This is a genomic window from Rhodoferax sp. GW822-FHT02A01, from assembly GCF_038784515.1.
Lineage (GTDB): Bacteria > Pseudomonadota > Gammaproteobacteria > Burkholderiales > Burkholderiaceae_C > Allorhodoferax.
In genome coordinates this window covers 497,440-523,999 of sequence record NZ_CP152376.1, presented here as the reverse complement: position 1 = coordinate 523,999, position 26,560 = coordinate 497,440, and the positions used below count along the sequence as shown (strand labels likewise).

At 63.2% G+C, this 26,560-nt stretch carries 26 protein-coding genes; 4 read left to right on the top strand and 22 right to left on the bottom strand.

Going from position 1 to position 26,560, the window contains the following annotated elements:
- Window positions 1–73: 73 nt before the first annotated feature.
- Together AAGF34_RS02410 and AAGF34_RS02405 are read right to left on the bottom strand one after the other, a co-directional pair.
- Window positions 74–2,230 carry a thioredoxin family protein gene (locus tag AAGF34_RS02410; protein WP_342619042.1) on the bottom strand — a complete coding sequence of 719 codons (2,157 nt, stop codon included), beginning with the start codon at window positions 2,228–2,230 and terminating at the stop codon, window positions 74–76.
- A 165-nt stretch (window positions 2,231–2,395) separates the two neighbouring features.
- Window positions 2,396–2,767 (bottom strand): DUF167 family protein, encoded by a 372-nt coding sequence (locus AAGF34_RS02405; RefSeq protein WP_342619041.1) that lies wholly within the window; start codon window positions 2,765–2,767, stop codon window positions 2,396–2,398.
- Window positions 2,768–2,784: 17 nt separating this feature from the next.
- Between AAGF34_RS02405 and AAGF34_RS02400 the strand changes: the two genes are divergently transcribed.
- Window positions 2,785–4,380: a DUF4080 domain-containing protein gene (locus AAGF34_RS02400; protein ID WP_342619040.1), complete on the top strand. Its 1,596-nt coding sequence runs from the start codon at window positions 2,785–2,787 to the stop codon at window positions 4,378–4,380.
- On the top strand, window positions 4,377–5,219 hold the full coding sequence (locus tag AAGF34_RS02395) for a creatininase family protein (protein ID WP_342619039.1): 843 nt from the start codon (window positions 4,377–4,379) through the stop codon (window positions 5,217–5,219). Before AAGF34_RS02400 ends, AAGF34_RS02395 begins: the two co-directional genes overlap by 4 nt.
- Window positions 5,220–5,226: 7 nt before the next feature.
- Here AAGF34_RS02395 and AAGF34_RS02390 read toward each other — a convergent pair whose 3' ends face one another.
- The 3 genes from AAGF34_RS02390 to AAGF34_RS02380 are packed head-to-tail and all read right to left on the bottom strand — an operon-like array spanning window position 5,227 to window position 8,393.
- Entirely contained in the window at window positions 5,227–5,901 is a 675-nt protein-coding gene (locus tag AAGF34_RS02390) for a histidine phosphatase family protein (RefSeq protein WP_342619038.1), read from the bottom strand.
- Between the two features lie 25 nt (window positions 5,902–5,926).
- Window positions 5,927–7,279, bottom strand: a complete 1,353-nt coding sequence (locus AAGF34_RS02385) for an MATE family efflux transporter (RefSeq protein ID WP_342619037.1) — start codon at window positions 7,277–7,279, stop codon at window positions 5,927–5,929.
- Window positions 7,280–7,316: 37 nt separating this feature from the next.
- On the bottom strand, window positions 7,317–8,393 hold the full coding sequence (locus AAGF34_RS02380; protein ID WP_342619036.1) for a homoserine dehydrogenase: 1,077 nt from the start codon (window positions 8,391–8,393) through the stop codon (window positions 7,317–7,319).
- A gap of 284 nt (window positions 8,394–8,677) precedes the next feature.
- Between AAGF34_RS02380 and AAGF34_RS02375 the strand changes: the two genes are divergently transcribed.
- A complete protein-coding gene (locus tag AAGF34_RS02375; protein WP_342619034.1) occupies window positions 8,678–9,205 on the top strand; it encodes a GNAT family N-acetyltransferase in 528 nt (175 codons plus the stop codon).
- Between the two features lie 31 nt (window positions 9,206–9,236).
- Here the strand turns inward: AAGF34_RS02375 and AAGF34_RS02370 are convergent, their stop codons facing one another.
- The 8 genes from AAGF34_RS02370 to AAGF34_RS02335 all read right to left on the bottom strand — a co-directional run bounded on the left by AAGF34_RS02370 (window position 9,237) and on the right by AAGF34_RS02335 (window position 15,767).
- Complete coding sequence (locus tag AAGF34_RS02370; protein ID WP_342619033.1) at window positions 9,237–9,938, bottom strand: aspartate/glutamate racemase family protein; 702 nt, start codon at window positions 9,936–9,938, stop codon at window positions 9,237–9,239.
- On the bottom strand, window positions 9,935–10,381 hold the full coding sequence (locus AAGF34_RS02365; RefSeq protein WP_342619032.1) for a DUF3291 domain-containing protein: 447 nt from the start codon (window positions 10,379–10,381) through the stop codon (window positions 9,935–9,937). The genes AAGF34_RS02370 and AAGF34_RS02365 overlap by 4 nt, the downstream gene beginning before the upstream one ends.
- A gap of 11 nt (window positions 10,382–10,392) precedes the next feature.
- Window positions 10,393–11,316, bottom strand: a complete 924-nt coding sequence (locus tag AAGF34_RS02360) for a pyridoxal-phosphate dependent enzyme (RefSeq protein ID WP_342619031.1) — start codon at window positions 11,314–11,316, stop codon at window positions 10,393–10,395.
- 8 nt (window positions 11,317–11,324) lie between these two features.
- The gene (locus AAGF34_RS02355) at window positions 11,325–12,278 is read right to left on the bottom strand and encodes a PhzF family phenazine biosynthesis protein (RefSeq protein WP_342619030.1); all 954 of its coding nucleotides are present in this window, start codon (window positions 12,276–12,278) and stop codon (window positions 11,325–11,327) included.
- Between the two features lie 21 nt (window positions 12,279–12,299).
- Complete coding sequence (locus tag AAGF34_RS02350) at window positions 12,300–12,920, bottom strand: glutathione S-transferase (RefSeq protein WP_342619029.1); 621 nt, start codon at window positions 12,918–12,920, stop codon at window positions 12,300–12,302.
- A 1-nt stretch (window position 12,921) separates the two neighbouring features.
- Window positions 12,922–14,151 carry a PLP-dependent aminotransferase family protein gene (locus AAGF34_RS02345; protein ID WP_342619028.1) on the bottom strand — a complete coding sequence of 410 codons (1,230 nt, stop codon included), beginning with the start codon at window positions 14,149–14,151 and terminating at the stop codon, window positions 12,922–12,924.
- Between the two features lie 69 nt (window positions 14,152–14,220).
- On the bottom strand, window positions 14,221–14,820 hold the full coding sequence (locus AAGF34_RS02340; protein ID WP_342619027.1) for a LysE family translocator: 600 nt from the start codon (window positions 14,818–14,820) through the stop codon (window positions 14,221–14,223).
- Window positions 14,817–15,767, bottom strand: a complete 951-nt coding sequence (locus AAGF34_RS02335) for a DMT family transporter (RefSeq protein ID WP_342619026.1) — start codon at window positions 15,765–15,767, stop codon at window positions 14,817–14,819. The genes AAGF34_RS02340 and AAGF34_RS02335 overlap by 4 nt, the downstream gene beginning before the upstream one ends.
- 142 nt (window positions 15,768–15,909) lie before the next feature.
- Here AAGF34_RS02335 and AAGF34_RS02330 point away from each other — a divergent pair, with 142 nt between their 5' ends.
- Window positions 15,910–17,352 carry a PLP-dependent aminotransferase family protein gene (locus AAGF34_RS02330; protein WP_342619025.1) on the top strand — a complete coding sequence of 481 codons (1,443 nt, stop codon included), beginning with the start codon at window positions 15,910–15,912 and terminating at the stop codon, window positions 17,350–17,352.
- Here the strand turns inward: AAGF34_RS02330 and AAGF34_RS02325 are convergent.
- The 9 genes from AAGF34_RS02325 to flgE all read right to left on the bottom strand — a co-directional run bounded on the left by AAGF34_RS02325 (window position 17,349) and on the right by flgE (window position 26,555).
- Window positions 17,349–17,591 (bottom strand): hypothetical protein, encoded by a 243-nt coding sequence (locus tag AAGF34_RS02325; protein ID WP_342619024.1) that lies wholly within the window; start codon window positions 17,589–17,591, stop codon window positions 17,349–17,351. The genes AAGF34_RS02330 and AAGF34_RS02325 overlap by 4 nt on opposite strands.
- 127 nt (window positions 17,592–17,718) lie before the next feature.
- Window positions 17,719–18,960: a flagellar hook-associated protein FlgL gene (flgL, locus tag AAGF34_RS02320; RefSeq protein ID WP_342619023.1), complete on the bottom strand. Its 1,242-nt coding sequence runs from the start codon at window positions 18,958–18,960 to the stop codon at window positions 17,719–17,721.
- 20 nt (window positions 18,961–18,980) lie between these two features.
- Window positions 18,981–20,903, bottom strand: a complete 1,923-nt coding sequence (gene flgK, locus AAGF34_RS02315) for a flagellar hook-associated protein FlgK (RefSeq protein ID WP_342619022.1) — start codon at window positions 20,901–20,903, stop codon at window positions 18,981–18,983.
- 11 nt (window positions 20,904–20,914) lie between these two features.
- The gene (flgJ, locus tag AAGF34_RS02310; RefSeq protein WP_342619021.1) at window positions 20,915–21,817 is read right to left on the bottom strand and encodes a flagellar assembly peptidoglycan hydrolase FlgJ; all 903 of its coding nucleotides are present in this window, start codon (window positions 21,815–21,817) and stop codon (window positions 20,915–20,917) included.
- 1 nt (window position 21,818) lies between these two features.
- The gene (locus AAGF34_RS02305; RefSeq protein WP_342619020.1) at window positions 21,819–22,976 is read right to left on the bottom strand and encodes a flagellar basal body P-ring protein FlgI; all 1,158 of its coding nucleotides are present in this window, start codon (window positions 22,974–22,976) and stop codon (window positions 21,819–21,821) included.
- Window positions 22,977–23,042: 66 nt separating this feature from the next.
- Complete coding sequence (locus tag AAGF34_RS02300) at window positions 23,043–23,747, bottom strand: flagellar basal body L-ring protein FlgH (RefSeq protein WP_342619019.1); 705 nt, start codon at window positions 23,745–23,747, stop codon at window positions 23,043–23,045.
- A 17-nt stretch (window positions 23,748–23,764) separates the two neighbouring features.
- A complete protein-coding gene (gene flgG, locus AAGF34_RS02295; protein ID WP_342619018.1) occupies window positions 23,765–24,547 on the bottom strand; it encodes a flagellar basal-body rod protein FlgG in 783 nt (260 codons plus the stop codon).
- A 21-nt stretch (window positions 24,548–24,568) separates the two neighbouring features.
- Window positions 24,569–25,309 (bottom strand): flagellar basal body rod protein FlgF, encoded by a 741-nt coding sequence (locus tag AAGF34_RS02290; protein ID WP_342619017.1) that lies wholly within the window; start codon window positions 25,307–25,309, stop codon window positions 24,569–24,571.
- A gap of 16 nt (window positions 25,310–25,325) precedes the next feature.
- Window positions 25,326–26,555 (bottom strand): flagellar hook protein FlgE, encoded by a 1,230-nt coding sequence (gene flgE / locus AAGF34_RS02285; protein ID WP_342619016.1) that lies wholly within the window; start codon window positions 26,553–26,555, stop codon window positions 25,326–25,328.
- Window positions 26,556–26,560 lie beyond the last annotated feature (5 nt).

The following is a 26,560-nucleotide window of genomic DNA, read 5'->3' as shown; positions in this document are numbered from 1 at the left end:
GTAGATAGCCTGATTGTCGCAGGTGACCGCCCTGCAGCCTTACACCAAGCTTGGCAGTAGCAGCGTGCGGCGCTTAGAGGCGCGCCAGCGCGGACCGCAACTCACCCACGCCCAGCAATTCCGACAGGACCACCGCTGGCTTGCCTGGCTGGTACAGCACGTACACCGGCACACCGCTGCGACCCAGATCGCTCAGGGCCTGGGTAATGGCTGGGTCGCGATGGGTCCAGTCGGCGCGCAGCAGGCTTACCTTCTTGGCGGAAAAGTCCGCCTGCACGGTGGCGTCGGCAAGCGTGGTCTTCTTGTTGTACTGGCAGGTAATGCACCAGGCGGCGGTAAAGTCCACAAACACAGGCTTCCCGGCAGCAAGCTCTGCTTCTACACGGCCGGGCTCCCAGGGCTGCCAGGCACCTGCGGCTGAGCCGGCGGACGCAGACGCGGAGGCAGCGGCTTCCTCGCGCAGCACATTGGGCCCCAGGCTGGCAGTCAGCCAGATGCCGGTCAGCAAAGCAATGGCGCTGAGCACCACACGGCTGCGCCCGCTCAAACGCAGCGACCACACCAGCAGCGCCAGACACAGCAACAGGGCCAGCAGGCTGGCGGCGCCGTCCACGCCGCTCAGATGGCCCAGCACCCACAGCAGCCAGACCACCGTGGCCCACATGGGGAAAGCCAGAAAGCGGCGCAGCGTGACCATCCATGCACCGGGCCGTGGCAGCAGCTTGGCCGAACCGGGAATCCAGCTGATGGCCAGAAACGGCAGGGCCAGCCCCACACCCAGTGCAGCAAAAATGCCCAGCGCCTGCAGCGCTGGCAGCGCAATGGCGTAACCCAGCGAGGCGCCCATGAAGGGCGCCGTGCAGGGCGACGCAATGGCCACCGCCAGCACCCCCGACAGGAATGCGTCACCCACCGGGTGGCGCAATTGCAGGGAGGCCAGCTTGCCGGGCAGCAGATTGCCCACTTCCAGCAAGCCCATGAGGTTCAGGCCGATCAGCGTAAACAGCAAGGCCAGTGCCGCAATCACCGCTGGCGACTGAAGCTGAAAGCCCCAGCCCAGACGCTCCCCACCGGCACGCAGCGCCAGCATTAGCCCACCCAGTGCCAGAAAGGACAGCACCACACCGGCGGTATAAGCAAGGCCCTGGGTGCGGTGGCTCACGTGCGACTGTCCCGGGCGGGTGAACCCCAGCACCTTGATGGCCAGTACCGGGAATACACAGGGCATGAGGTTGAGGATCAGCCCGCCCAGCAAGGCCGCGCCCATGGCCAGGGCCCAGGTTCCCAGTCCGGCATCTGCCTTGGCAGGGGGGAGCGGCGCACTGCCGCTGGTGCCGGTCAACTGCGGTGTGGCGGACGCGGCTGGTCCCGTGGGCAAAGGCGGCCAAGTCCCATGTACGGTGGCCTGGGTTCTCAGACTCTGCGTGCCTGATACCAGCACAAAGGCCAAGCTTGCCGGTGATTCGCTGCGCAAGGTGGAGTAGGGCAGCGTGGCAGACCAGCTTCCATCGCCGCTCCAGTTCTGTGGCTTGCTGTCGCTGGCTGAAGGTGAGCGGGCAGTCTCGATGATGTCCGGTGCTTCAATGAAGGCGCTGATGTTCTTGCCAAGCCAGGCGGCGGGCAGACCGGCAATCGTGACGGTGAGTCCGTCCTTGGCCAACTGGACCTCGGACTTGCCGTTGTGCGCAACGGGCTGCGCTGCGCGGGCACGCTCAAAGTCCGCAGCATGCAATGCGGTGGAGCCGCGCAAGGGCAGTTGCAATACAAAGTTGCCGTCCTGCGGCACGCACTCCTGCTTGCACACCAGCCAGGATGCCGAAAGCTTGACCTCCATGGTGTCGGCCAAAGCAGACGGCGCGAATGCTTTGTCGATGCTCAGCGGCACCGGCAGCAGCACCGTGCCTTCATAGCCAAAATTGGCCAGGCTGCCAATATTGATTTTTTGTGGTGTGGGCCAAGCAATCTCACCCGCGGTGACGCCGGCGGGCAGGCTCCACTCCAATCGCGTGGGCAGGCCGGAGTCCCCGGCGTTCTTCCAATAGGTGTGCCATTGCGGCTGGTGCGTAAGCTGCAGCCCCACCCAAACCGGTTTGCCGGCACTTACGCCGTCCGGCGCGTAGGCAACCAGTTCGGCGCGCACCTGCTCGGTTTGCACCACGGCACTGACGGCTCCTCCGCCCACCGAACTGGCGGCAGGGGACGAGAACTGTGCCCAGGCGGTGGTGGCCATGCAAAGGGTTGCCATGCAGGCGGCAGCCGCGCGAGCCCACGGACGCGCGAGCGGGCGCGAGCCGGGCATAGGGTTATGGGAGCGTTCAGGGAATAGGAACATGGGAGCAGGCCGACAAATAAGGGGCGCACACTGCGCTACCCCCCGATTGTCGCGCCAAGCCGTTTATGACGCTTCCGAGTCAAAAACAGGCGGCAATTTCTTGGGGGATCGGATGCGCAATTGCTTGTTGACGTTCTCGCGCCCAAACACCACCTCGATGTCTGACACCGCCACGCCAAAGAGTGGCGCCAGAAAGCGCACCATGTGGTCAGTGGCCTTGCCATCCTTGGGCGCGGCCGTGACGCTGACCTTGAGCTGTGTGCCCTTGGGTTTGCCGATGGCATCCTTGGACGCGGCTGGTTTGCCCAGGATGTTGACGACCAGAACGTCCCCGTCCCAGCCAAAAAAGGTGTCACCCGTGCTGTTGCGCGCGGCGGGTGCAGCGCCAGGCGATGCGTTCTTGGCGTTGGTCTTGGAGCGTTGCTTGCTGGCCATGCTTTGATAATACGGCCATGTCTGCTCGCATCGCCCTTGCCACGCTCAACGCCAAATACATCCACGCGTCCCTGGGCTTGCGCTATCTGATGGCGAACATGCCGCTTTACGGCGGCGCCGATCTGACAGCGGTGACGCAGCTGCATGAGTTCACCATCCACCGCGCACCCCAGGCCATCGTGGACGAGCTGCTGGCGTCGCTGGGGGATGCCGATGTGCGCATCGTGGGCTTTGGCGTGTACATCTGGAATGTGGTGCAGACCGAGGAAGTCATTCGCCTGCTCAAGCGCCAGTGCCCGCAGATCCAGGTGGTGTTGGGTGGGCCGGAGGTGAGCTTCGAGCTGGAACAGCAAGCCATCGTGCAAGCGTCAGACTACGTGATTACCGGCTGGGGTGATGTGAGTTTCCCCAAACTGTGCAAAGCACTGGTGCATGGGCCCAGGCCGCTGATGAAGGTGATTGCCGGTGAGCAGCCACCCCTGTCGGAACTCACTCTGCCCTACGCCCACTACAGCGCCACCGATCTGGCCCAGCGTGTGCTGTATGTGGAGGCCTCACGCGGTTGCCCGTTCAAATGCGCTTTCTGTCTGAGCGCTCTGGACAAGACCGCCTGGGCCTTTGCGCTGGAACCGTTTCTGCTCGAACTGCAGTCGCTGCTGGCGCGGGGTGCACGCAGCTTCAAGTTTGTGGACCGCACCTTCAACCTCAAGGTGGATGTGTCGGTGCGCATCCTGCAGTTCTTTCTGGACGCGCTGCAGGCCATGCCGCATGAGCGCCTGTTTCTGCACTTTGAATTGGTGCCCGACCACTTGCCCGATGCGCTCAAGGACATGCTGGTGCGCTTTCCCGCGGGCACGCTACAGTTTGAGATCGGCATCCAGAGCTTCAACCCGGAGGTGCAAAAGGCGATATCGCGCCGGCAGGACAACCCGCGCACAGAGGACAACATCCGCTGGTTGCTGACCCACACCCAGGCGCATCTGCACACCGACCTGATCTTCGGCCTGCCCGGCGAGAGCTGGCACAGTTTTGCGCAGGGATTTGACCGCCTGTACGCGCTGGGCCCCCATGAGATTCAACTGGGCTTGCTCAAGCGTTTGCGCGGCACGCCGCTGGCGCAACGCAGCCCGGCTGGTGGGCCCGCGCAGGAAGGCATGGTGTATGACCCGCTGCCGCCGTACACCGTGCAACACACCGGTGCCGTCAGCGCCGCAGAAGCGCAGGCCTTTGCGCGTCTGGCGCGCTACTGGGACTTGCTCGCCAACTCCGGCCGTTTTGGCAAAAGCTGCGGCCTGCTGCTGCAAGCCGGCAGTGCCTTTGCCGCGCTGTCCGACTTTTCAGCGTGGCTGTGGCAGCGCACTGGCAGCACCCATGCACTGACGCCCGAAGATTTGGTGGACGCCTTGTTTGACTACCTCACGCAGGTGCGGGCCCTGCCCGCAGACGCGGTACGCGCAGCCCTGCTGGCGGACTATGTGGGCAGCGGCGCACGCTCCAACCCGAGCGCCCTGCAAGGCCTGCTGCCGCGCCGCGAAAAGCAGAATGCGCACAACCGGCCTGCCGCGCAACGGCAGCAGCGCCACCAGGCATCTCGCTCTAAGATAGACCTATGAGAACCACATCACGATTCTGGGCGGACTGGACAGCGCGCGACTTTGCACAGGCACAGGCCCATGGCCGCATGCCGCAGATCATCGCCGTGCTGCCGCTGGCGGCCACCGAGCAGCATGGTCCGCATCTGCCGCTGTGCGTGGACACCGCGCTGGTGGACGGCGTGATCGCCGCCACATTGCCGCAGCTGGCCGCCGATGTACCGGCCCTGTTCCTGCCCACGCAGGCCGTGGGCTTCAGCCCGGAGCATGCAGCCTATGCGGGTACGCTGACACTCAAGTCCGAAACGCTGATCCGCCTGTGGACCGACATCGGCGAAAGCGTGGCCGCTGCCGGAGTGCGCAAGCTGGTGCTGCTCAATTCGCATGGCGGCCAGGTGGGTCTGCTCGATGTGGTGGCGCGTGACCTGCGCGCGCGGCTGGGCATGCTGGTCTACAGCGTCAACTGGTTTGGCTTGCCCTTGGTCGGACCGCAGGGTGAGGATGTGAATGCGCAGTTCAGTGCCGACGAGCACCGCTTCGGCATCCACGCAGGAGACATAGAGACTTCCATGATGCTGGCGCTGCAGCCGCAGGTAGTGGATATGGACCACGCGCAGAACTTTGCCTCCACTTCGCAGGAGCGCGCCAGCCAGTACGCCATCCTGGGCAATGGCAAGAGCGCCAAGCTGGCCTGGCAGACCCAGGACTACAACCCCGCCGGTGCGGTCGGCAATGCGGCGGCGGCCACTGCGAAAAAAGGCCGCAGCGTGCTCGACGCGGCAGGCTGCGCCCTGGCGCAACTGCTGGCCGAGCTGCACCAGCTTCCCATGAGTACGCTGGTCGACAAGCCGCGGCTGTAATGCGCTCTCAGGAGTAGCTGGCCCAGTCGGCGTAGGGCGCTGCGTCCAGATGGGGCAGGGTGTTGAAAGTGAGCAAGGCCTGGCGCTTGGGCGTGAACGCAAATTCGGTGAGCGCCGTGTTGCGGATGCGCATATTGAGCTCCACAAACGCCTCGGGGCTGGTGCCCAGGGTCAGCGCCACCGCTGTGGCAATCGGTCCGCCGCTGCTGACCAGCAGCACATTGCCGCTGTGCTGGCTACGTATCTGCGCAAGCACTTCGGCCACACCCCCTGCAAAGTCTCGGTAGGGCAGCATGCCTTCGGGCGTGACGCTGCCTGCGGCCCATTGCTGCAGGCCGTTGCGCAGGCGCAGGAAATGCGCACGCACGGACTCGGGTGTGGTCGGGCGTGGCGCGGGTTCGGTGGAGGTGCTGCGGATCACCGCTTCGCTGTTGTACTCGTTGAGGCCCGTGCGCACGGTGGGCTCTAGGGACTTACTGCTTCCCATGCCTTGCGCGATGCCGGCCCAGGTCTGCGCATGGCGCTTGAGGCTACCGGTATAGACCGCGTCGAACTGCAGGCCCTTGTGGGCCAGGTATTCACCCAGGCGCACTGACTGGCGCTGGCCCAAGCCGCTCAGGTTGTCGTAGTTGTCGGCGCCCAGCGAGGCTTGTCCATGGCGGACCAGATAGAGAGTTCCCATGGCTGCACTGTAAGAGACCTGGGCCTCAGTGCGTGTCGCCAAAGCGCCGCGTCAGCCACTGGGCGGTGAGCATCGCCAGGGTGCCGAAGATCACCAGCCCTGCAGCTTGCCCCACCATCACCTGCACCGGGCCGTATTGCGCGCCCCACCAGGCAAAGGGAATGGTGCCCAGGGTGGCACGTGCCCAGTTGAAACCGGTAGACCACAGTGGGCGGCCCAGGTTGTTGAATGCCGCGTTGGCTACGAACAGGGCTCCGGCAAACAGAAAGCTGGCGCAAATCCAGGAGCAGAACGCGTGCACCATCTCGGCTGCCACGCCTTCCAGAGAAAACGCGCGTATCAGCAGGCCTTGCAGCAGCGCCAGCAGCAACCAGGCGGCGCCTACCGCCAGCGCCATGAACCACAGGCTGGCACGCATGCAGGCGCGCACGCGGTCGAACTGTCGGGCGCCCAGGTTCTGTGACAGGATGGGACCGACCGCACCGCTGAGGGAATAGATCAGCCCGAACGCCACGGGGGTGATGCGGTCAATGGTGGCCTGCCCGGCCACGGCGGACGGGCCGAACTGCGCCACGCTGTGCGTCACAAAGGCAGCGCCCACCGGCGTGGCCAGGTTGGAAAGCACTGCGGGTGCGGCAATGGCCGAGAGCGCGCGGGCGTCGGCGGAGAAGTGCTGCCACTCGACCGGCCCCAGCATGTGATGCACACGCCACACACCGAACGCGCCCAAGCCCACCATGACGCAGCGTGCAATCACCGAGACAATGGCGGCGCCATCCAAACCCAGGCCGAACACGAAAATGAACAGCGGGTCCAGGCAGGCAGTGACCGCAGCCGCGCCCAGCGTCACCCACATGGAGCGTCGCGCATCGCCTACCGAACGCAGCAGGGCCGACGTGGCCATGCCGATGCCGAGCAGCGGTACCGAAGGCATGGTCACCGTGAGATAGCGCTGCGCCAGTCGCGCCACTTCCCCGGTGGCACCCAGCGCATTCAGCAGTGCCGGTAGTACCACCACCGTGCCCAGGCCCAATACGGCAGCGATGGCCACCATGATCAGCTGGCTGTGGGTTGCCATGCGGCGCGCGTCCTGCATGTGGCCGGCACCAATGGCTCGGGCCACGCAGGCGGTAATGCCGATCATCAGCCCGATGCAGATCGAGGTATGGAAAAACGCCACCACCCCGGCAAAGCCCACCGCTGCCGCAATCTCCTTTTCACCCAGCAGCGAGATGTAGAACAGGTTGATCAGGTCCACCGCAAACACCGCCACCAGCCCGATGGCCCCGGTACCGGCCATGACGAACACATGGTGGAACAGGGAGCCACTCAAGTAGCGGGCGGGTGCTGCAGGGGCGCTGGTTGCGGTACGGGTCATAGGGGGCGCAGTGTGTCATGGATTGGAAAAACCGCTTTCAGGAGAAGCTTTGTATCGGGGTGCCCAGGTAGGGAACGCGAAACTGCGGCGGGCAGTGCATCGCCCTTGCCACATCCACCAGGTCGGCAATCACGGCAGAGGCGGTTTGCTCGGAACCTGCGCCTGCGCCGTAATAAAACGTGTCGCCTGCCGCGTCGCTGCGTACCAGGATGCCGTTCATGGAGCCGCTCACGCAGCCCAGCCAGTCCTGCGCCGGTACCAGCGTCGGCCGGACCGACAGGTGGAGGCCATGTGTATCCCGCTTGGCCACGGCCAGCAGCTTGATGCGGCAGCCCTGTTGCTTGGCCTCTTCCATGTCGCGCGGCTGCAGGTGCGCTATGCCCTGCACGTCCACCTGCGCGAGCGAGATGGGCGTGCCAAACGCAATGGCCGCCAGCAGGCAGAGCTTGTGCGCGGCGTCAATGCCTTGCACGTCCAGGTGCGGATCAGCTTCGGCAAAGCCGCGCGCCTGCGCTTCACGCAGGGCCTTGTCAAAGTCCACACCCTTGTCCTGCATTTCGGTCAGGATGAAGTTGGTGGTGCCGTTGAGGATGCCGCTAACGCTTTCCACGCGATTGGCGGCCAGGCCCTCGCGCAAGGCCTTGACGATGGGAATGGCCACAGCCACCGCGCCCTCATACGCCACGATCACGCCGCACGCCTGCGCCGCTGCAAATACCTCCGCGCCATGTTCGGCCAGCAGCGCCTTGTTGGCAGTGACCACATGCTTGCCGTTGGCAATGGCTTGCAACACCAGCTCCTTGGCTAGCGTGGTGCCGCCTATGGTCTCTACCACCACGTCGATATCGGGCTGGTTTACCAGAGCGAACGGGTCCGACAGCACCCGCACCTCAGACCCAACCATCGCTTGCGCCCGCGCTGTATTGCGAACCGCTATCGCAGTGATGGTGATGGCTCGGCCACAGCGCGCCGCGATGAGTGCCTGATTGCGCACGAGCACACGGTAGGTGCCGCCGCCTACTGTGCCCAGGCCGAGCAGGCCTACCCGCAGCGGCGCCTGTTCCGCGTGGAAAGGAACGGGGCCATGATTTGTATTTGTGATTGCTTGAAACATCTTGCTCTCCAGACAGTTGAAAACCCAACTGCCTGGGCTGGGAACTGTTTGAAGAGACACCAGAAGGCAGCCGGGACGGCCACCTGCACGACTCAGGTGGCCGTGGTGGTAATGGTGGTAATGCGTGCAAGCTCCGTTCGCACGGAGGCGGGTGTGGCATTCAAGGCCCGTTGCAGGGCAGTGAAGGCATCGGAGAAAGGCTTGCAGAACATGCATGCAGTGTAGCAAAGCGACCCTCGTACACTGACCCCACCCGCCCCGACGAGGTCAAAAGAAGGAAGCCTATGCCCCACGTGGAATTCACAGTTGCTGATGCAGTACGGGACCGCGCCGCACTCATAAGTCTCAACCTCGAATACATGACTTGGGCATTCGGGGAAATCGAGGCGTATTTCGCCGTACCCATGAACGACATTGCGGGTGTGTCGGTGAACGAGTACGTTGCAGCCGTTATCGACAAGGTCTGTGGTGATCCACCTCCCAAGGGGATTTTCTACCTGGTCTATGTGGATGGAGGTCTGGCAGGCATGGGTGGTCTGCGCTATCTGCGCAAAGGCACAGCGGAAATCAAACGCATTTATTTCAGCCCGCAATACAGAGGCAACAAATTGGGAGAACGGATGCTCAGGCGCCTGTTGTCAGACGCGGGTGCTTTCGGATATGAGCGCGCGCTCCTGGACTCCGCACCTTTCATGACTTCTGCGCACAGAGCGTACGAAGCCTGCGGCTTTGTCGACTGTGCGGCCTATGAAGAGACAGAGGTTCCCGTCCAGTTTCGCGAAAGGTGGCGGTTTATGGGACGCAGTCTGTGACAGGAATGAGCTGCTAGCGTTGCCTTGCAGGTCAGTCGGTCTGTTGCAATGCCAGTTCCACCGCCGCCTGCCCGTGCAAAGCCGTTGTGTCAAACAGCGGCACGGTTGCATCCTCCGCACCCACGAGCAGCGTAATTTCCGTGCAACCCAGGATGATGCACTCGGCACCTTGCTGCACCAGGCCTGCCATCACGCGGCGGTATTCGGCGCGCGAAGCTTCGGTGGTCTTTCCCAGGCACAGCTCCTCAAAGATGATGCGATGCACCGTGGCGCGATCGGCCTCATCGGGCAGCACCACCTGCAGTCCGTGCCGCTGGATCAGGCGGTCCTTGTAGAAACTCTGCTCCATGGTGAAGCGCGTGCCGATTAGTCCCACCTTGGAAAAACCGGCTGCCCGGATAGCCTGTGCCGTAGGGTCTGCCACATGCAGCAGGGGGATGGTGGCCGCGGCCTCGATGGCAGGCGCCACCTTGTGCATGGTGTTGGTACACAGCACCAGAAAGTCGGCTCCAGCGATCTGCAGCGTGCGTGCTGCCTGCGCCAGGATTTCACCGGCGGCCTGCCAGTCGCCGGCGCGCTGCAGCACTTCGATCTCGGCAAAGTCCACACTCAGCAGAATCAGCTTGGCCGAGTGCAGTCCACCCAGGCGCTGCTTGATACCTTCGTTGATCTGGCGGTAGTAGAGGGCAGTGGACTCCCAGCTCATGCCACCGATGAGGCCAATGGTCTTCATAGCGGCGCGGGGAAAGGCTGCTTGAAAGTAAAGGCCTTGTCGGTCGGGCCCAGGGTGCGCAGGGTCTGCAGCCTATCCTTGGCTTCGGCCTCATCGGGGCGGTGGTCGGCGGGTACCCACCACAGCACCATATAGGCCTGCTCCATGCGGTCGAACCACTCCTTGCGCCGCTTCATGATTTCCACATGCGCCGTCTTGTAGACGAACGCGCCCAAGGCGTCCACGTTGTCCCACACCGACAGGTTGACCAGTGTGTCTTCGCCAAACGGGCGGAACGCGGTGGCGTTGCCATCGTCGCCTGCCAGGCGCCAGACAAAGCCCGGCGCGCTGTCGGCCAGCGCATTGATACGGTCTAGGTTGGCGACAAAGTCGGCCATCTCGGGCGAGTCCATGGGCGTGCGCATCTGCGCGATGTTGAGTTGGGCAAGTTGGTAGGCGGCCATGGTGTTCCTTGCTAGGCGGCCAGCTGCCGGGCCCATTGCTGCAGATTGCCCGCAGTGGCCGTGGCGCCACCGCACACGATTACCAGCACGTTGCGGTAGGGCGCGAGGGCACTGGCGTTGCCGTACGCGGCGGCCAGTGCAGCACCGCAGGCTGGCTCCACCAGCAGACGGTGGTCGTCCAGAAAGCGGTTGCAGGCATCCACGGCCTCCTGGTCTGACACCAGCACGCTGTGCACCTTGCCGCTTTGACCCAGCTCGAAAGCTTTTTCACAGACCTGGCGTGCGCCCAGGGAGGTGGCGATGCTGGTGATGGCATCCAGTGTTACGCGCTCGCCAGCCTGCATGGCGGCGTGCAGGGACGCGGCGCCGTCCGTTTCCACGGCCAGTACCGGCACATCGCCCCAGCCATTGCGCGCCAGGCCTTCCATGACGCCGGCCAGCAATCCACCGCCACCAACCGACAGCACTACAGCATCGGGCCGCACGCCGCTGGCTGCGACTTCATCAATCATGCTGGCGTGGCCGCTCCACAGCAGCGGGTTGTCAAACGGATGCAGAAAGGCGTCGGTGCCGGTCAGCAGCGACTGCGCCAGCGCATTGGCTTCCTGCCAGCTGGCGCCATGCACGGTGACCTCGGCACCTTCCTGGCGCAGCAGGTCTTTGGCACGCTCCGAGGTGGTGGACGGGACCACCACGGTCACGGGAATGGACAGATGGCGACCCGCATAGGCCACGGCCAGCCCGGCATTGCCACCGCTGGAGGACACAAAGCGCTTGGCGCCGTGCTGTGCATAGTGTTCGCAGGCGGCACCTATGCCGCGGATCTTGAAGGAGCCGGGCGGCTGCAAGGCTTCGAGCTTGAGCCAGACGGAGCGTTGCGCGGCATGGGACAGTGGGGTGGATTGAACCAGTGGAGTGGCAATGTGCAAAGGCATGGAAAACGTTAAAGAAGAACTTGACCGTTGATACACGTGACGCTGTCCCCGCCAACCCAGACTTGGCCGGACGCGTCCTGGTAAATGTGCACCCGTCCTTCGCGCCCTATGCAGGTTCCTTGGGCTGCGACATAGCTGGAAGGCGCGTGTCCGTCGGCAATCAGCCATTGGGCGAGGCTGGCATTGAAGCTGCCGGTGATGGGGTCTTCCGACACCGCTAGGTCGCTGACAAACATGCGCACTTCCACGCTGGGCTGGGCGTTGTCCGGGGACGCTGCGGCTGCAGAGCCGCCGAAGGCGCGCGCCTCGCGGTTGGAGCGCTTGATCAACCCATGGCTGCCGCTCTCCTGCTCGATGGCCGCAATGCCCACGCCGCTGCATCCGCCCTGTGCCAGCACCGCGCGGATGGCGGCAGAGTCCGGCTTGAGGGAGAGCACGGTGTCCGCGCTGTCCACCAGCAGGCCGAAGAATTGTGGGCCGTTGACCAGTCTCTGGTTGGCGACCAGTTGCTCTGCTTGCAGCCCCAGGGCCGCCAGCAGTGCAGGCAACAGCTCCGGCGCGATGGCGCTGCGCGCAAGCGGCGGTGCGGCAAACGCCAGGCGCCGGCCTTCGGGCCGAATGGCCACCAAGCCGACCTTGCACTGCTGCACGATGCGCGCCGGGTCTTTGGGCGTACCGCCGTGCTCCAGCCAGGCGTGGCAACTGCCCAGCGTGGGGTGGCCGGCAAATGGCATCTCGTACGCGGTGGTGAAGATGCGCACCTGGTAATCCGCGCCGGCTGCCGCCGCCTCGGGCGTGGGTGGTAGCAGGAAGGTGGTTTCGGCCAGATTGGTCCAGGCGGCAAAGCGCTGCATGGCGTCGTCGCTCATGCCGCTGGCATCCAGCACCACGGCCAGGGCGTTGCCGTAATAGGGGCGGGCAGTGAAGACGTCGACCTGTTTAAAGGGGCGTTGGTGCGGCATGGTGGGACCCGATGTGCGGGTTCAGGACAAGGGCAGGTCCAGCACACCCTTGGCGCCGGGGCGTGCCAGCAGGGCGGCGATCCAGCGCCGCAGGTTCGGCAACGCGGGGTGTTGCTCAGGCAAGCCCAACCAGCGCTGCACGTCGCAGCCCAGCGGAATGTCGGCCATGGTGAAGTGGTCGCCGCCCATGTAGGCATGCTGCGCCAGGTGGGCATCTAGCAATGCGAGTAGCGGCTGCGTCGCTGCCACGGATTGGGCAATGGCCGCCATGTCGCGCTTCTCCGCAGGCGTGCGAAACCATTGCACAAAGGCGGTGCCAGCTGCCCGGTTGAAAGTGGTCTGTTGCCAGTCCATCCAGCGCTCGGCGTCGAAGCGCGCGGTCAGGTCCTGCGGATAGAGGGTGCCGTTGGCATGCTTGGCGCACAGGTAGCGCACGATGACGTTGGACTCCCACAGCACCAGATCACCATCCTGGATGGTGGGCACTTCGCTGTTCGGGTTCATGGAGCGGTACTCCGGCGTTCTCACCACGCCATAACTCAGCCCCGCATCGGTGCGCTGGAAGGGTACACCCACTTCCTGCGCGGCCCACACAACTTTGCGAACGTTGAGCGAACTCAGGCGACCCCAGATATGCAGCATGTCAGCGTCCTTGTTGTTCCTTGATGGCGGAGGCCAATGCTGCCACACCGCGGCGGATTTCTTCCACACTGGGGGTAACAAAGCTCAAGCGCATGCTGCGCTCGTCGGCTTGGCTGGCGTAGAACGGTGCGCCTGGCACAAAGGCTACGCCCTTGTCCACGGCGTGGGGCAGCAGGTTCACCGCGTTCATGCCTGCGGGCAAGCGTGCCCACAAGAACATGCCGCCCGCAGGCGTATTCCAGGTCAGTGACTGTTCGGGCTGTGTGGCCGCATCCGGGAAGTGCTCGGCCAGGGCCTGCAGCATGGCGTCGCGCTGGCTCTTGTAGAGGGCGCGAATGGTAGGCACGTGGCGGTCCAGAAAGCCGTCCTGCATCACCTCATAAATCATGCGCTGGTTGAAACCGGGGCTGTGCAGGTCGGCGGCCTGCTTGGCCTGCAGCAGCTTGGGGTACACCGCCTGGGGCGCCACGATGAAGCCCATGCGCAAGCCCGGTGCCAGCACCTTGGAGAAAGAGCCCAGGTAGATGCCCCCTTCGGGGTTGCGCGCCGTCAGCGATGCGGGTGGCGGTGTGTCGAACCACAGGTCGCCGTAGGGGTTGTCTTCCATCAGAGGCAGACCCAGCTCGCCAGAAGCCTTGCTGAGTGCGGCACGGCGCGCTTCGGACATGGTGCGCCCGGTCGGGTTCTGGAAGTTGGGCAGCGTATAGAGGAAACGTGCGCCGCGGGCCTTGTCGCGCAGGTCGGCCAAGTCAATGCCTTCTTCGTCACTTTCCACGCTCACCACTTCCGGCTCCATGGGGGTGAAGGCCATCACCGCACCCAGATAGGTGGGTGACTCCACCAGCACGCGGCTGCCTTGGTCCACCAGGATCTTGGCCACCAGGTCCAGTCCTTGTTGGGAGCCGGTGGTGATCAATACCTGCGAGGGGTTGACGTCCCAGTGCTGGCCCTGTTCGCTGGCCTGTTGGGTCAGGTTGGCTGCCACCATCTCACGCAGCGGTGCATAGCCTTCGCTGGCGGCGTACTGCAGTGCACCGCTGGGATCGTCACGCAATACCTTGGCGCAAGCTGCTTCAAATTCCGCCACGGGAAATGTCTTGGCCGAGGGCAGGCCACCGGCAAAGCTGATGATGCCGGGACGCTCGGTGACCTTGAGGATTTCGCGGATCACGGACGGGTTCATCTTGGCCGCGCGGGCGGAAAGAGTCCATGGGGATTTGGCAGAGCTCATGCTGTGTGCTTTCTGTTGTTATGGATGGAGGATGAAGTCAGGTGTCGTTGTGCGCAATCCGGGGCCGCGTCAATTCATCAGCATGGGGTACAGCGAAGCCACCAGGGCCAGTGCCATTGCGTTGTTGAAGATGCGAAGTTTCAGCGGGTCCTGCAGGAATCTGCGCATGCTACTGCCAAACGCTGCCCAGGTCCCCACGCAGGGAATGCCCAGCACCGTGAACATGCTGCCCAGCATAAGCACCTGGGTGGTGCTGGCTTGGGTGGGCAGGTAGGCGGTCATGGCGGTCATGCACATCACCCACGCCTTGGGATTGACCCATTGAAAGGCCGCTGCTCCCCAGAAGCCCAGGGGGCGTGTACTGGCGGCAACCACACCGGGTGCGGAACGCGAGGTTGCCAGTTTCCAGGCCAGCCACAGCATGTAGGCGCCGCCCACATAGCGCAGGATTTCCAGTACCGACGGGTATTGCCCGAGCAGGGTGTGCAGACCCAGGCCCACCAGCACCTGCATCAGGCCAAAGCCAATGCAAATGCCCAGCAGATGGGGCAGCGTGCGCTGCAGGCCGAAGTTCACCCCCGAAGTAAGGACCATGGTGTTGTTGGGTCCGGGCGTGATCAGACTCACCACGGCAAACAGGCTGGCGGCAACAAGCAGTTCGTAGTTCATGTGGGTGCCTTTGCGCCAAGCGGCGCGGGTATGGGGCTGGGCCGTTGTGTGGGTGCTGGACCGCTGGCCAAGCGCTTACCCAGAAACACCACTGCCACCACCGCCAGCGCAAAGCCCAGCGTAACCGGCTCCAGCATTTCACCCACCAGAGGGACGGCAGCCAGAATGCTGAAGAACGGCTGCAGCAACTGCACCTGGCTCACGCGCAGTGCGCCACCGATAGCCAAGCCGCGGTACCAAGCAAAAAAGCCCGCCCACATGGAGAATACGCCCACATAAGCCAGTGCAAACCACGACGCGGTGTGGATGCTGCCCGCAGGCCAGTTGAGCAAGGCGCCCGGTATGCTGAAGGGCAGGGTCATGACGCAAACCCAGCAGATCACGCGCTCGGCACCCAGTTGCGGCGTGACCTGGGCGCCATACACATAGCCCACCGCGGCGGACAGAATGGCGCCCAGCAGTAGCAGGTCTGCCCATTCCAGTGCAAAGCCCTGTGCATGTTGGTACGCCCGCATCAACGAGAACGCCATGACCAGCAGGGCACCCAGACCGGCGCAAACCCAGAAGCCCAGACGGGCGCGCTGGTGCAGCACCCAGGCGGCCATGGCGGCCGTGGCCAGTGGGAGCAGCGCAGTAAACACGGCGGCATGGCCAGACGTGACATGGCGCAGGGCAAAGCCCAGCAGCAGCGGAAATCCCAGCGCGTTGCCCAGCATGGCCATGAACAGGGGTTTGCGTTGTGCAGCGGTAGGCAGGGGCGAGCGCGTCAACCCCAGAAAGACCAGCGACAGGCCGCCAGCCAGTGCGGCGCGGGCGAAGGTGATAAACCAGGCCGAGAGCTGCGGGTCCTGCGGCGTGCCGGTGGCAAGACGCGTCATCGGCAAGGTGACGGCAAAGATTGCCACGCCCAGCACGCCCAGCCACATACCCCGTGCTTCTTTTTTCATGGGAATGCCTGGAGGTTAGGGGGCGTGTGGTGCATGGCTTCCACTGTACGTGCAAAATCAATACACTTGCAGTACAGTTTTTATGAACATTTTTTGAACTGTACTGCTGGCAGAACTGGCACAAGTACGTAAGGATTTACCCATGCTGATGAAAAGCAGCGCGCAATCGCTGACCGAACAACTGGCACAGCGCTTTGCCCAGCGCATTCGGGATCGCCTGCTGGCGCCCGGCGCACGACTGCCTTCGGTGCGCCAATGCGCGCAGCAGCAGGGTGTGAGCCCGTCCACCGTGGTGGGGGCTTACGACCAGTTGCTGGCCCAGGGGCTGGTAGAGGCCAGGCGTAACCGCGGCTTCTATGTACGGGAAAGCGTGCGCCATCCGGGCGAGCCAGTCAGTGCTTCTGAGGTCGGTGCAGGGGATGTGACGCAGGCCGGCGCAACGCCACACCCGCCGCCTCTGAACGCCACCACCCTGATTCGCGGCATGTTCCACACCGTCAGTGACAAGCCGCAGCCCGGCATGGGTGTGCTGCCACAGGAGTGGCTGCAGAGCTCCTTTCTGTCCAGCGCGGTGCGGCGGTTCTGCAATGTGCGGGAACTCAACGACCTGTCGCTGCAATACGGTGAGCCCGCTGGCGACACCGGGCTGCGCCGGGCCATCTCTCAGAAGCTCAAGAACGTTGCCGTGCAGGCCACTCCGGCGCAAATCATCACCACCATTGGCGCCACCCACGCGCTGGACATCGTCAGCCGCACGCTGCTCAAGGCCGGGGACTACGTCATGGTGGAGGAGCCCGGCTGGGCGGTGGAATTTGCCCGCCTGGATGCACTGGGCATGCGCATCCTGCCGGTGCCACGCCGTGCCGAAGGGCCGGATTTGGAGGTGATGGAACGCTACGCCCAGGCCCACGCGCCCAAGCTGTTCGTGAGCGTGAGCGTGCTGCACAACCCGACCGGCTACAGCCTCAACCCGACCAGCGCGCACCGCATCCTGCAACTGGCCAATGCGCACAACTTCCATGTGGTGGAGGACGATACCTACAGCCACTTTGCGCCCGAACATTCCACCCGCCTGTGCGCCCTGGACGGGCTGCAGCGCACCATCTACGTGGGCGGCTTTGCCAAGATCCTGGCGCCCAACTGGCGCGTGGGCTACATGGCCGCGCCACAGGACCTGGTGGAGCGGCTGCTGGATACCAAACTGCTATCCACGCTCACGACACCGGCCTTGCTGGAGAAGGCATTGGCCTGGTGTGTGGAGCAGGGGCAGATACGCCGCCACGCCGAGCGCATACGCCTGCGGCTCGATGGCGCCCGCACGCGCAGCGTGGCACTGGCGCTGGCGCACGGGTTTTCATTCGCCTCGGAACCGACGGGCCTGTTTGGTTGGGTGGAGACCGGCGTGGACACCGACGCGCTATCGCAGCGCATGCTGGACGAGGGCTACCTGCTGGCGCCCGGCGCGCTGTTCCATGCCCAGCGCACGCCCAGCAGCCTCATGCGCATCAACTTCGCGACTACGCAGGAACCGGTGTTCTGGGAGACGTTGCAGCGGCTTTGCGCCGAGCAATGGGGCCGGACCTAGAGTGGCTCGTGCCCGTTGGCAAACAGGCGCTTGGCGGTGGCGATGATCAGAAATACTTCCTGGGAGCTTAGCTCGGGGAAATGATCCTTAAGGGTATGGAATGCCAGGTGTTCCTGTGCACCGTGACCCCATTGCGTTCTGGGGTCAAAGAATGGGCGTATGGCTTCGTAAGCGGGCGGGTAAATAAGACGGTCCTCGAGAGTGAGACGCGGATTGACGTCATGCGAAGGGTTGGACACGGGCGGCACCAGATCTAGGGTTAGTACCCATATGGTCGCACTCTCACGGACAAAGCTCAAGCGCAAGTCGCGTTGGCACGCTCACGCCAATTGATCTGCCTCAAGTAGCGTCAATTCAGTGTCTGAATCAGCTGATGTAGTTGAACAGCGAGAGCTTCTGGATCTGTGCGTAGGACTGCAGCGCGGCCTGGTAGCCGGTGGTCTGGTTCTGGAATTGCGAAATGGTCTTCACCATGTCCGCGTCTTCGGCGGCGGAGCGGTTGGACTCCTGCTCGATGTTGCGCTTGTCGTTGGAGCTGCTGATGATGTCCGCCCGGTTGAGCAGGTCGCCCGCCTGGCCGCGTACGGCGGAAATCCGTCCCAAGCTGATGTCGATGTTGTGCAGCGCCTGTGCCACGGCCTGGCTGGCAGCCGCACTGGTGGTGGCGTTGGCGATGTCATTCGCCGCCTTGTCCACAGTCGAGAAGACGCTGGAGTTCGGGGTGACGCTCAAGGTGTCGCCCACCGTGGGCGTGCCGCTGACGCTCATGGTCAGGCCTTGCATTCCGGTGACGGTGAATCCGCTGGCCTTGGTCCAGGGAACGGTGATCCCGCTGGTCGTGGTGGGCGAGCCCGAGGTAGGCGTCTCGGTGAGGTCGTAGGTGGCCGTGCCGGCAACCGGATCAAAAGCAGTTACCTGGATGGAATACGACGAACCATTCACCTGCGATGAATTGGTCATGGTGACCGGCGAGCTGACCAGGTTGGGGGCAGTGCCACCATTAGTGATCTGCACGTTGTACACCGCGTCACGTGCGGGTTGCAGCATGAAGGCGCTCTCGCCGTCCAGGGATGCAGGGATGGTGTAGGTCCCGGTGGCATTGGTACCGGGCAGTCCGTTGAAGGAGTAATCGGGCGAGGTGGCAGGACCGGCAAAAGGCTTGAGTGCGCTACCCAGCGCCGCGAACAGGGGCTGCCCATTGCTGTCCTGCGTATTGGCCAGACTCAGTATGCGCTGGCTCAAGCCTGCAATTTGATTCGCCACCGTCTTGCGCTCCGCGTTGCTGTAGCTTGCGTTGCCCGCGCTGGACACCAGGTCGCGCACCTGTTGCAACGCATCGGTGATGTCGCCCAGGGTGCTTTCCGCCGTGGTGATTGCATTCTTCTGCGCGTCCAGCGCACGTTGATCGGTTGCGATGCGAGAGAGGCGGTTGAGTGCGCGCTCTGCCTGCGCGGCACCGGTGGGGTCGTCTCCGGGCGTGGTGATCTTCTTGCCGGTGGACAGCTGCTCCTGAATCTTGGTGAGATTGCTCTGGCGCGTTTCCAGGTTGCCGATGACGGTGTCGTAGGCGTTGGCAGAGCCGAGGCGGGTAAGTCCGGTAATTGACATGGGATCGCTCCTGCTGAAACTCAGGCTCCAAGGGTCTGTATCAGGGTGTCGAAAATGCTTTGCGCAACCTGCACCATTTTTGCAGAAGCCTGGTAGGCCTGCTGGTACTGCAGCAGCTTGGACGCTTCTTCATCCAGGTTGACACCCGACACGGCGGTGCGGTTTTGCTCGGCAGTGGTTGCAATGCTGCTGGAGACCTGGGACGCGTAGCTGGCGCTCTGGGCCCGCACGCCAATCTGCGAAATCAGGCCGGCGTAACCGTCACTCATGGCGGCCCCGTCAAATGTGGGCACGTCACGCAGGTTCATGATGTTGGTGGCGTTGCCACCATTCAACTTGAGATCCAGGTTGAGGCTTGGGTCGGAAATGCTGCGAACGTCAAAGGTGTCCCCCGACTTGGGGGAGCCCTGCAGTGTCAGCGTCCACGAGTTCGGCGTATCGCCGCTCTGGATGGCTTGTCCCGATGTGTAGGTGAAGGTGCCGGCAACGTCGCTGCGCGTGTAGCTGTTGGACGATGTGAAGGTGATCGTGACAGGTACATTGGTCGGCGGGTTGACCCCTGCTGTGAGACTGCTCAACTGCAGGCTGCCAGTGTTGTTGGTCCCCATCTTTCCGACCACGGGACTTGCCACGGCCAGTGCAGCAGGGTTGGAGAACTCCCTGGAAATGGAGTTGGCCGCCGAGCTGAACGGCTTGAGGTAGAAGCGGTCGCCGGCTACTGCATTGCCGCCTGCGTTGCTGATAGTGAGACCGTCTACGACTACCGGAGGGCTGGCCAGATCAAAGTTCTGGGTCGTGCCATCGGAGGTCCGCTTGATCGTTCCCGCCGTACCACTCGTAAACGTGATTTCGTAGTCCGAGGCAACAAACTTGGTGCTGTCGCTGATTGCCAGATGCAGGTCTGCCGTGCCGGCGTTGACCGTCGCCGGTGCCACCGGTTGCAGCACGTTGTCCACACTCACCGGCGTGAAGAGGTTGGCACCCGGGTTGCCGTTCAGGTCCAGGCCCAACTGATGCTGCGTGTTCATCGCCGTGGTGACGGATGTCGTCAATCTTCCCAGCAGGTTACGGCCTTCCACCAGGTCGCTGTTCTGAAAGCGCAGCAGGCCCGATACCTGGCCTCCGCCCAGCGTGTTTTCGTCCATGGATACGCTGACACCACCACGGGTGATGGCGATCTTGGACTGCTGTGCGTTGCTGAAGTCATCCTTGACCAGGGACATGGTGGCTGCCTGGTTGCCCAGCACCAGGGACTGGCTGCCGCCAATGAAAATGCCGATGGAGCCATCGCTGGCCGGCAGCGAAGTGGTCTGCACATACTGGTTCAGATTACGTACCAGCTGGTCGCGCTGGTCCAGCAAGTCGTTGGGCGGCTGGCCGCTGGACTGGGCCAGCGCAATCTTGCCGTTGACGTCCGCGATCTGCTTGGCAATGGAATTGACGGAGTTGATCTTTTCGTTCAGCGATTGGGTGATGCCGGTTTGCAGGTCATCCAGGCTCTGTGACGCCTCACGCAGCCTGCGCGAGGTTTCGTCCACCTGGGTCAGTGCCACCGTGCGGGCCGTAATGTCGGTAGGGGTCGAAGCCACGTCCGAAAACGAGTTCAACATGTCGTTGATGGACTGGCCGATGCCGTTGGTTCCACCTTGAAAGATCGAGCTCAGCTGTTTCAGGTAATCCGTGCGCACTGCATCGGAAGCCTGGGTGGCGCTGGCCAGGGTGGACTGGCGGTCCAGGAACTGGTCGTAATTGCGCGTGATCGTCTGGACGGTCACACCTTTGCCGACGTAGCCATTACCGGTGTACTGGCCCTGTACCGTTGCCAGAGAGACGTTCTGCCGCGAGTAGCCCTGGGTGTTGACGTTGGCGATGTTGTTGCCAATGGTCTGCAGCGCGACCAGGTTGGCCTGCAGGGCTTGCGAACCGATGTTGAGAATGCCCATGTGCTAACCCTCTAGACTTGCACCCGCCGCAGCTGCAGCGTGGTGTTGATGGCCCGGCTCAGCTTGGCCGCGTATTGGGGGTCGGTGGCGTAACCGGCCTTTTGCAGTCCGCTGGCAAAGGCCTGTGGCGAAGCGGTGGCCAGCTTGACCTTGGCATAGCGGGGACTGTCGCCAATCAGCTTGGCATAGTCCTTGAAGGATTCTTCATAGGAGTTATAGGAACGGAACTTGGCCACCTGCTTTTGCGCCACACCGTTGACATATTCGGTGGTGGTGACTTCGGCCACCTTGCCCTTCCAGTCGGCACCGGCCTTGATGCCAAACAGGTTGAACGACGGACTGCCGCCCTTGTTCCTGATTTCGTGCTGGCCCCAGGCTGTTTCGTGCCCGGCCTGACCGATCATGTAGCTGGCCGGTATGCCAGTCTCCTGCTCGACCTTGGCGGCCACGTCCGAAAGCTTGTTCACAAAGTTCACCTGGCCCGCCGTGGGTGACTTGCTCACCTTGGCTGCCGGGGGTGCATTGCTGGCGGGGGCGGATATGGCCGGAGTGGTGGTGGCGGGCTTGCTGGTGCCTTCGGGAATGGTGCCCATCTGGCGTGTGAGCTGGGCGGCGATCAGGTCGGCCAATCCACCGGGCTGGCCCGACATCTGCACCGAGAACTGCTGGTCCAGCAAGTCGGTTCCCAGGTCACTGCCAGCGTTGTCCAGCATGCCCGACTTCATGGCTGCATTGGCGTCGCGCATGCTTTTGAGCAGCTCCTTCATGAACAGCGACTCAAACTGCTTGGCCGTTTCCTTGATGGATTCGGGTGTGCTCTTGCCGGCTTCCATCTTCAGATTGCCCAGCGACTGCGCATCGGCAGCCAGGCTCTGGCTGAATGCAGAAGTGCCGTTGATGGAACCGTAGCTCATGTCAGATGACCTCCAGTTCCGCGTTCAGGGCGCCAGCCGACTTGATGGCCTGCAATATGGCCAGCAGATCCTGCGGTGTGGCTCCCAGCGAGTTGAGTGCCTTGACCACGTCCGCCAGTTGCGCGGCCGCAGGCAGCTGGATCAGTTTGCCGGGTTCGGACTTGATGTCGATATTGGCCTTTTCGGTGGTTACCGTTTGGCCACCGGAAAAAGCACCGGGCTGGCTCACGGAAGGAGTGGAGGAGATGCTGATGGACAGGTTGCCGTGCGCGATGGCGCAGGCACCCAGTGTGACGGCCTGGTTGAGCACGATGGAGCCGGTGCGTGCATTGATGATTACCTTGGCGGACTGGACGGAAGACTCGACCGGCAACTCTTCCATCTCCGCGATGAAGCTGACGCGGTCATTCGGACCGGGGGGAACCTGCACCTGCACCGTGCGTCCGTCCAGTGCGGCAGCGATGCCTGCGCCAAAGTGCTGGTTCACTGCAGCTGCCACCTTGCGCGCGGTTTGAAAGTCGGATGCGTTCAGGCTCAGGCTGATGCTGTTGCCCTCCAGCAGAGGGGTGGGCACGGCACGTTCCACTTGGGCGCCGTCCGGAATGCGGCCCACGCCCAGATGATTGACCGTGACCTTGCTGCCGCCGGACGAAGCACCGGCGCCGGCCACGATGATGTTGCCCTGGGCCATGGCATAGACCTCACCATCGGCGCCTTTGAGCGGCGTGGCGATCAGTGTGCCGCCCTTGACCGACTTGGCGTTGCCAATAGACGAGACGCTGACATCCATGCTTTGGCCAGGGCGTGCAAAGGCGGGGAGCTGGGCCGTGACCAACACGGCGGCCACGTTCTTCATTTGCAACTGGGTCAGCTGTGCGGCGGGCAAGGTCAAACCGAGTTGCCGCAGGTAATTGGCCAGTCCCTGGGTGGTGTAGGGCATCTGGGTGGTCTGGTCACCGGTTCCATCCAGGCCCACGACCAGTCCGAATCCGGTCAACTGGTTGCTGCGAACGCCCTCAATGGAGGCGATTTCCTTGACGCGCGCAGCCTGTGCCCAGGGAGTGAAAAAAAGGCCGCATAGGGCCAGCCCGAGCGCCACCCACAGCCTGAGCAGCTGCTGCTGGCCGGTGCCTGAAGGGGTGTGCGTCTGGGTTTTCATGTGCTGAGTCGGTAGGTGGGGGGATCCGACTGGACCCTATACCCCTCGGCACAATTCTGGAGTTCTTTAGAACGGATTAAAGCTCAAAAAGAACCGGGATAACCAGCCAACTGTTTGGGCTTCACCCTGGGCGCCGCGGCCCTTGGACTCCACGCGCACGTTGGCGACCTGGGTGGAGCTGATGATGTTGTTGGGCTGCAGCAGGCGCGGGTCCACCGTGCCGGTGAAGCGCATCACGTCCACATTCTGGTTCACGCCAATCTGCTTTTCGCCGGAAACCACCAGGTTGCCGTTGGGCAGCACCTCGACCACCGTGGCGGTGATCGATCCGGTGAAGGTGTTGGCCGCCGTGGTTCCGCCCTTGCCGGAGAAGTCGTTGTTGGTCTTGGCGCCCATGTTCAGGTTCATCAGGTCGGCCCCCAGCAGACCGGGCAAGGGGGCCGCGCTGATGGTGGTGTCGGCCGATGTGTTGCGGTTGACGGTGGACGCGGTGACCTGGCTGGCGGCCAGGCTTTCCACAATCTGGATGGTGACCAGATCGCCGAGCAGGCGGGCCCGGCTGTCCTCGAACGCGGGGCGATAGTTGGTCTGCTGGAACAGGCTGCCATTGGGCTTGCGCACCATGGCGTCGGCGCTGGCGCTTGCCGGTGTCACCTTGGGTTCGGCGAAGTCCACCACGACTTTTTGCGGCAGCGGCGCGCAGGCGGCGCACAGCAAGACCGTGGCCGCAACAGCGCTGCGGCGCGCAAGGGTAGAGGTGGAAGAGGACATGGCGAGCACCTATGGAGTTACAGCTGGCCGAGCTTTTGCAGCATCTGGTCGGAAGTCTGGATGGCCTTGGAGTTCATCTCGTAGGCACGCTGGGTCTGGATCATGCTGACCAGTTCCTGCACCACGTTCACGTTCGATGTTTCCACAAAGCCCTGCATGATGTTGCCCAGGCCGTTGGAGCCAGCGGTGCCCGCATTGGGCTGGCCGGAGGCGGCGCTTTCGGCATAGGTGTTCTGGCCCTTGGGCTCCAGGCCGGCCGGATTCACAAAGTTGGCCAGCGTGATGGTTCCAATGGTCTGCGGCGTGGTGGTGCCGGGAATGCTGGCCGTGACCGTACCGTTGGCGGCCACTGCCACATTGGTCGCATTGGAGGGCACGGTGATGCCGCCTTGCACCAGCAAACCGTTGGCTGTGACCATGCGGCCCTGATTGTCCAGCTGGAAGGAGCCGTCTCGGGTGTAGCCGGTGGTGCCATCCGGCATGGTCACCTGGAAGAAGCCGTTTCCCTGAATGGCCACATCCAGGTTGTTGTTGGTCTGCTGCATGCTGCCCTGGGTGAAATTGCGGCTGGTCGCCACCGTGCGCACACCCAGGCCGACCTGCAGGCCGGTAGGCAAGGTGCTTTGCTCGGCGGTGGTGGCGCCGACTTGACGCAGGTTCTGGTACATCAGGTCTTCGAAGACGGCGTGTGCTTTCTTGAAGCCGTTGGTGGACACATTGGCCAGGTTGTTGGAAATCACGTCCAGCTGCATTTGCTGGGCTTCCATTCCGGTCTTGGAGATCCAGAGCGAGTTGATCATGGTGGTTCCTTAGGTGCTGGATCAGCCTTGCAAGCCCAACAGTTGGGCAGCAGAGCGGTCATTGGCTTCGGCGCTGCTGAGCAGCTTGGTTTGCGCTTCGAACTGGCGTGCGGTCTGGATCATGCCGACCATGGTCTCGATCGCATTCACGTTGGAACCCTCAAGCACACCCACATGCAGCCGGGCGGTTTCGTCGTTGTCCAGCGGGTTGCCCGAGTAGGTGCGAAACAGCCCGTCATCACCGCGCTTGAGTGGGTCTTCCTCGTTGGGTGTGACCTGTTTGAGCTTGCCCACCACGGTGATGGGCTGGTTGATGGCCTTGGCACTCACGGTGCCGTCGTAGCTGATGGTGACTTCGGAGTCCTGTGGCACGGTGATGGGAGCCCCACCGCTGGAGAGCACAGGTAAGCCGTTGGACGTCTTGAGCGTGCCGTCTGCCGCCACTTCAAAGCTGCCGTTGCGGGTGTATGCCTCGTTGCCGTCCAGAGCCTGCACCGCAAACCAGCTTTTGTCGGTGGTCATGGCATCCAGCGCGCGCCCGGTCTGCTGGGCAAAGCCGGGCTTGTCCAGAAATCCGGCGGTGGACTCCACCGCAAACACGCGGGTGCTGGCACCTTCGCCATTGAGCGGAACGGCACGGTAGGTTTCCAGTTGGGCACGAAAGCCGTTGGTGGATACATTGGCCAGGTTGCTCGCCAGAATCGCCTGCCGGTTCGCGGCAGCGCTGGCCCCGGTCATGGAGGTGTATATCAGGCGGTCCATGGCGTGCTAGTTCCGGTTAGCGCAGGTTGACCAGGGTCGACATGATCTGGTCCTGTGTCTTGATGGTCTGGGCGTTGGCCTGGTAGGCGCGCTGGGCGGTCATCATGTTGACCAGCTCGGCGGTCAGGTCCACGTTGGATTCTTCCAGTGCACCGGAGCGCAGCTCGCCGTAGTTACCGATGGTGGGTTTGCCCAGCTGGGCCTGGCCGGACTTGAAGGTTTCGGTGTACTCGCCGCCACCCGTGGGCGTCAGGCCCTGCGTGTTGCGGAAGTTGGCCAGGGCCACCATGCCACCGTTCTTCATGGTCTGGCCATTGGAATAGGTGGTGGTGATGACGCCCTTGCTGTCGATGCTCAGGCCGGTGAAGTTGCCCGCGGTATAGCCGTCCTGCGTCAGGTTGGAGACCGCGAAATCGGTCCCGTACTGGGTGGCCTTGGTCAGGTCCAGTTGCACATTGAAGTTGCCAATGCCGTTGTAGGGCGAGTTCAGCGTAATGGACGTGGCGGCGGTGGGTGATATCAGGGTGCCGGTGGTGCTGAAGACCAGCGTGGCATTCGCGGTGCTGTAGTCAGCACTGGTAATGGCTGTTTGTGCGGCAGTGAGGTCGGTATATCCACTCCAGGTGTTGTTGGCGCTTTTGACAAAGTAGAGGCTCAGGGGAACCTGGTTGCCCTGCGTGTCGTAGGCCACAACCGATGTACCGTACTGGCCGGGCGCCGTGGTGGCAGAGGCAATGGGCGCACGCGCGTCGAGGTTCATTTCCGCGGTAATCGTACCGGTCACCTTGGCGGGAATGGATGCGCCCGTGGGAAGGGCGAGCTTTTGCGGGGTCGTGCTCGTGGCGGCGCCGGTCGTGTCGGTGGGGTAACCCATGAGGTTGGCGCCCGTGTTGGTGACGATGTTGCCGTCCTTGTCCAGCTTGAACTGTCCGTTGCGGGAGTAGGCGGTGGTGCCATCGGGCTTGGTGAGCTGGAAGAAGCCGCTGCCATTGATGGCGATGTCCAACGAGTTGCCGGTGATGCTCACATTGCCCTGCGTGAATTGCTGTGATATCGCCCCCACCGCAGTACCAATTCCGGGCGACACATTGGCGCCACCAGCGCCAATGGTGGAAGCCACCAGATCGGCAAACTCGGCACGCGATGACTTCATGCCAATCGTGTTGGCATTGGCGATGTTGTTGCCGATGACGTCCAGGCTTTGGCTGGAGGCGTTCAGTCCGGAGAGACCTGTTTGAAAGCTCATGGTGC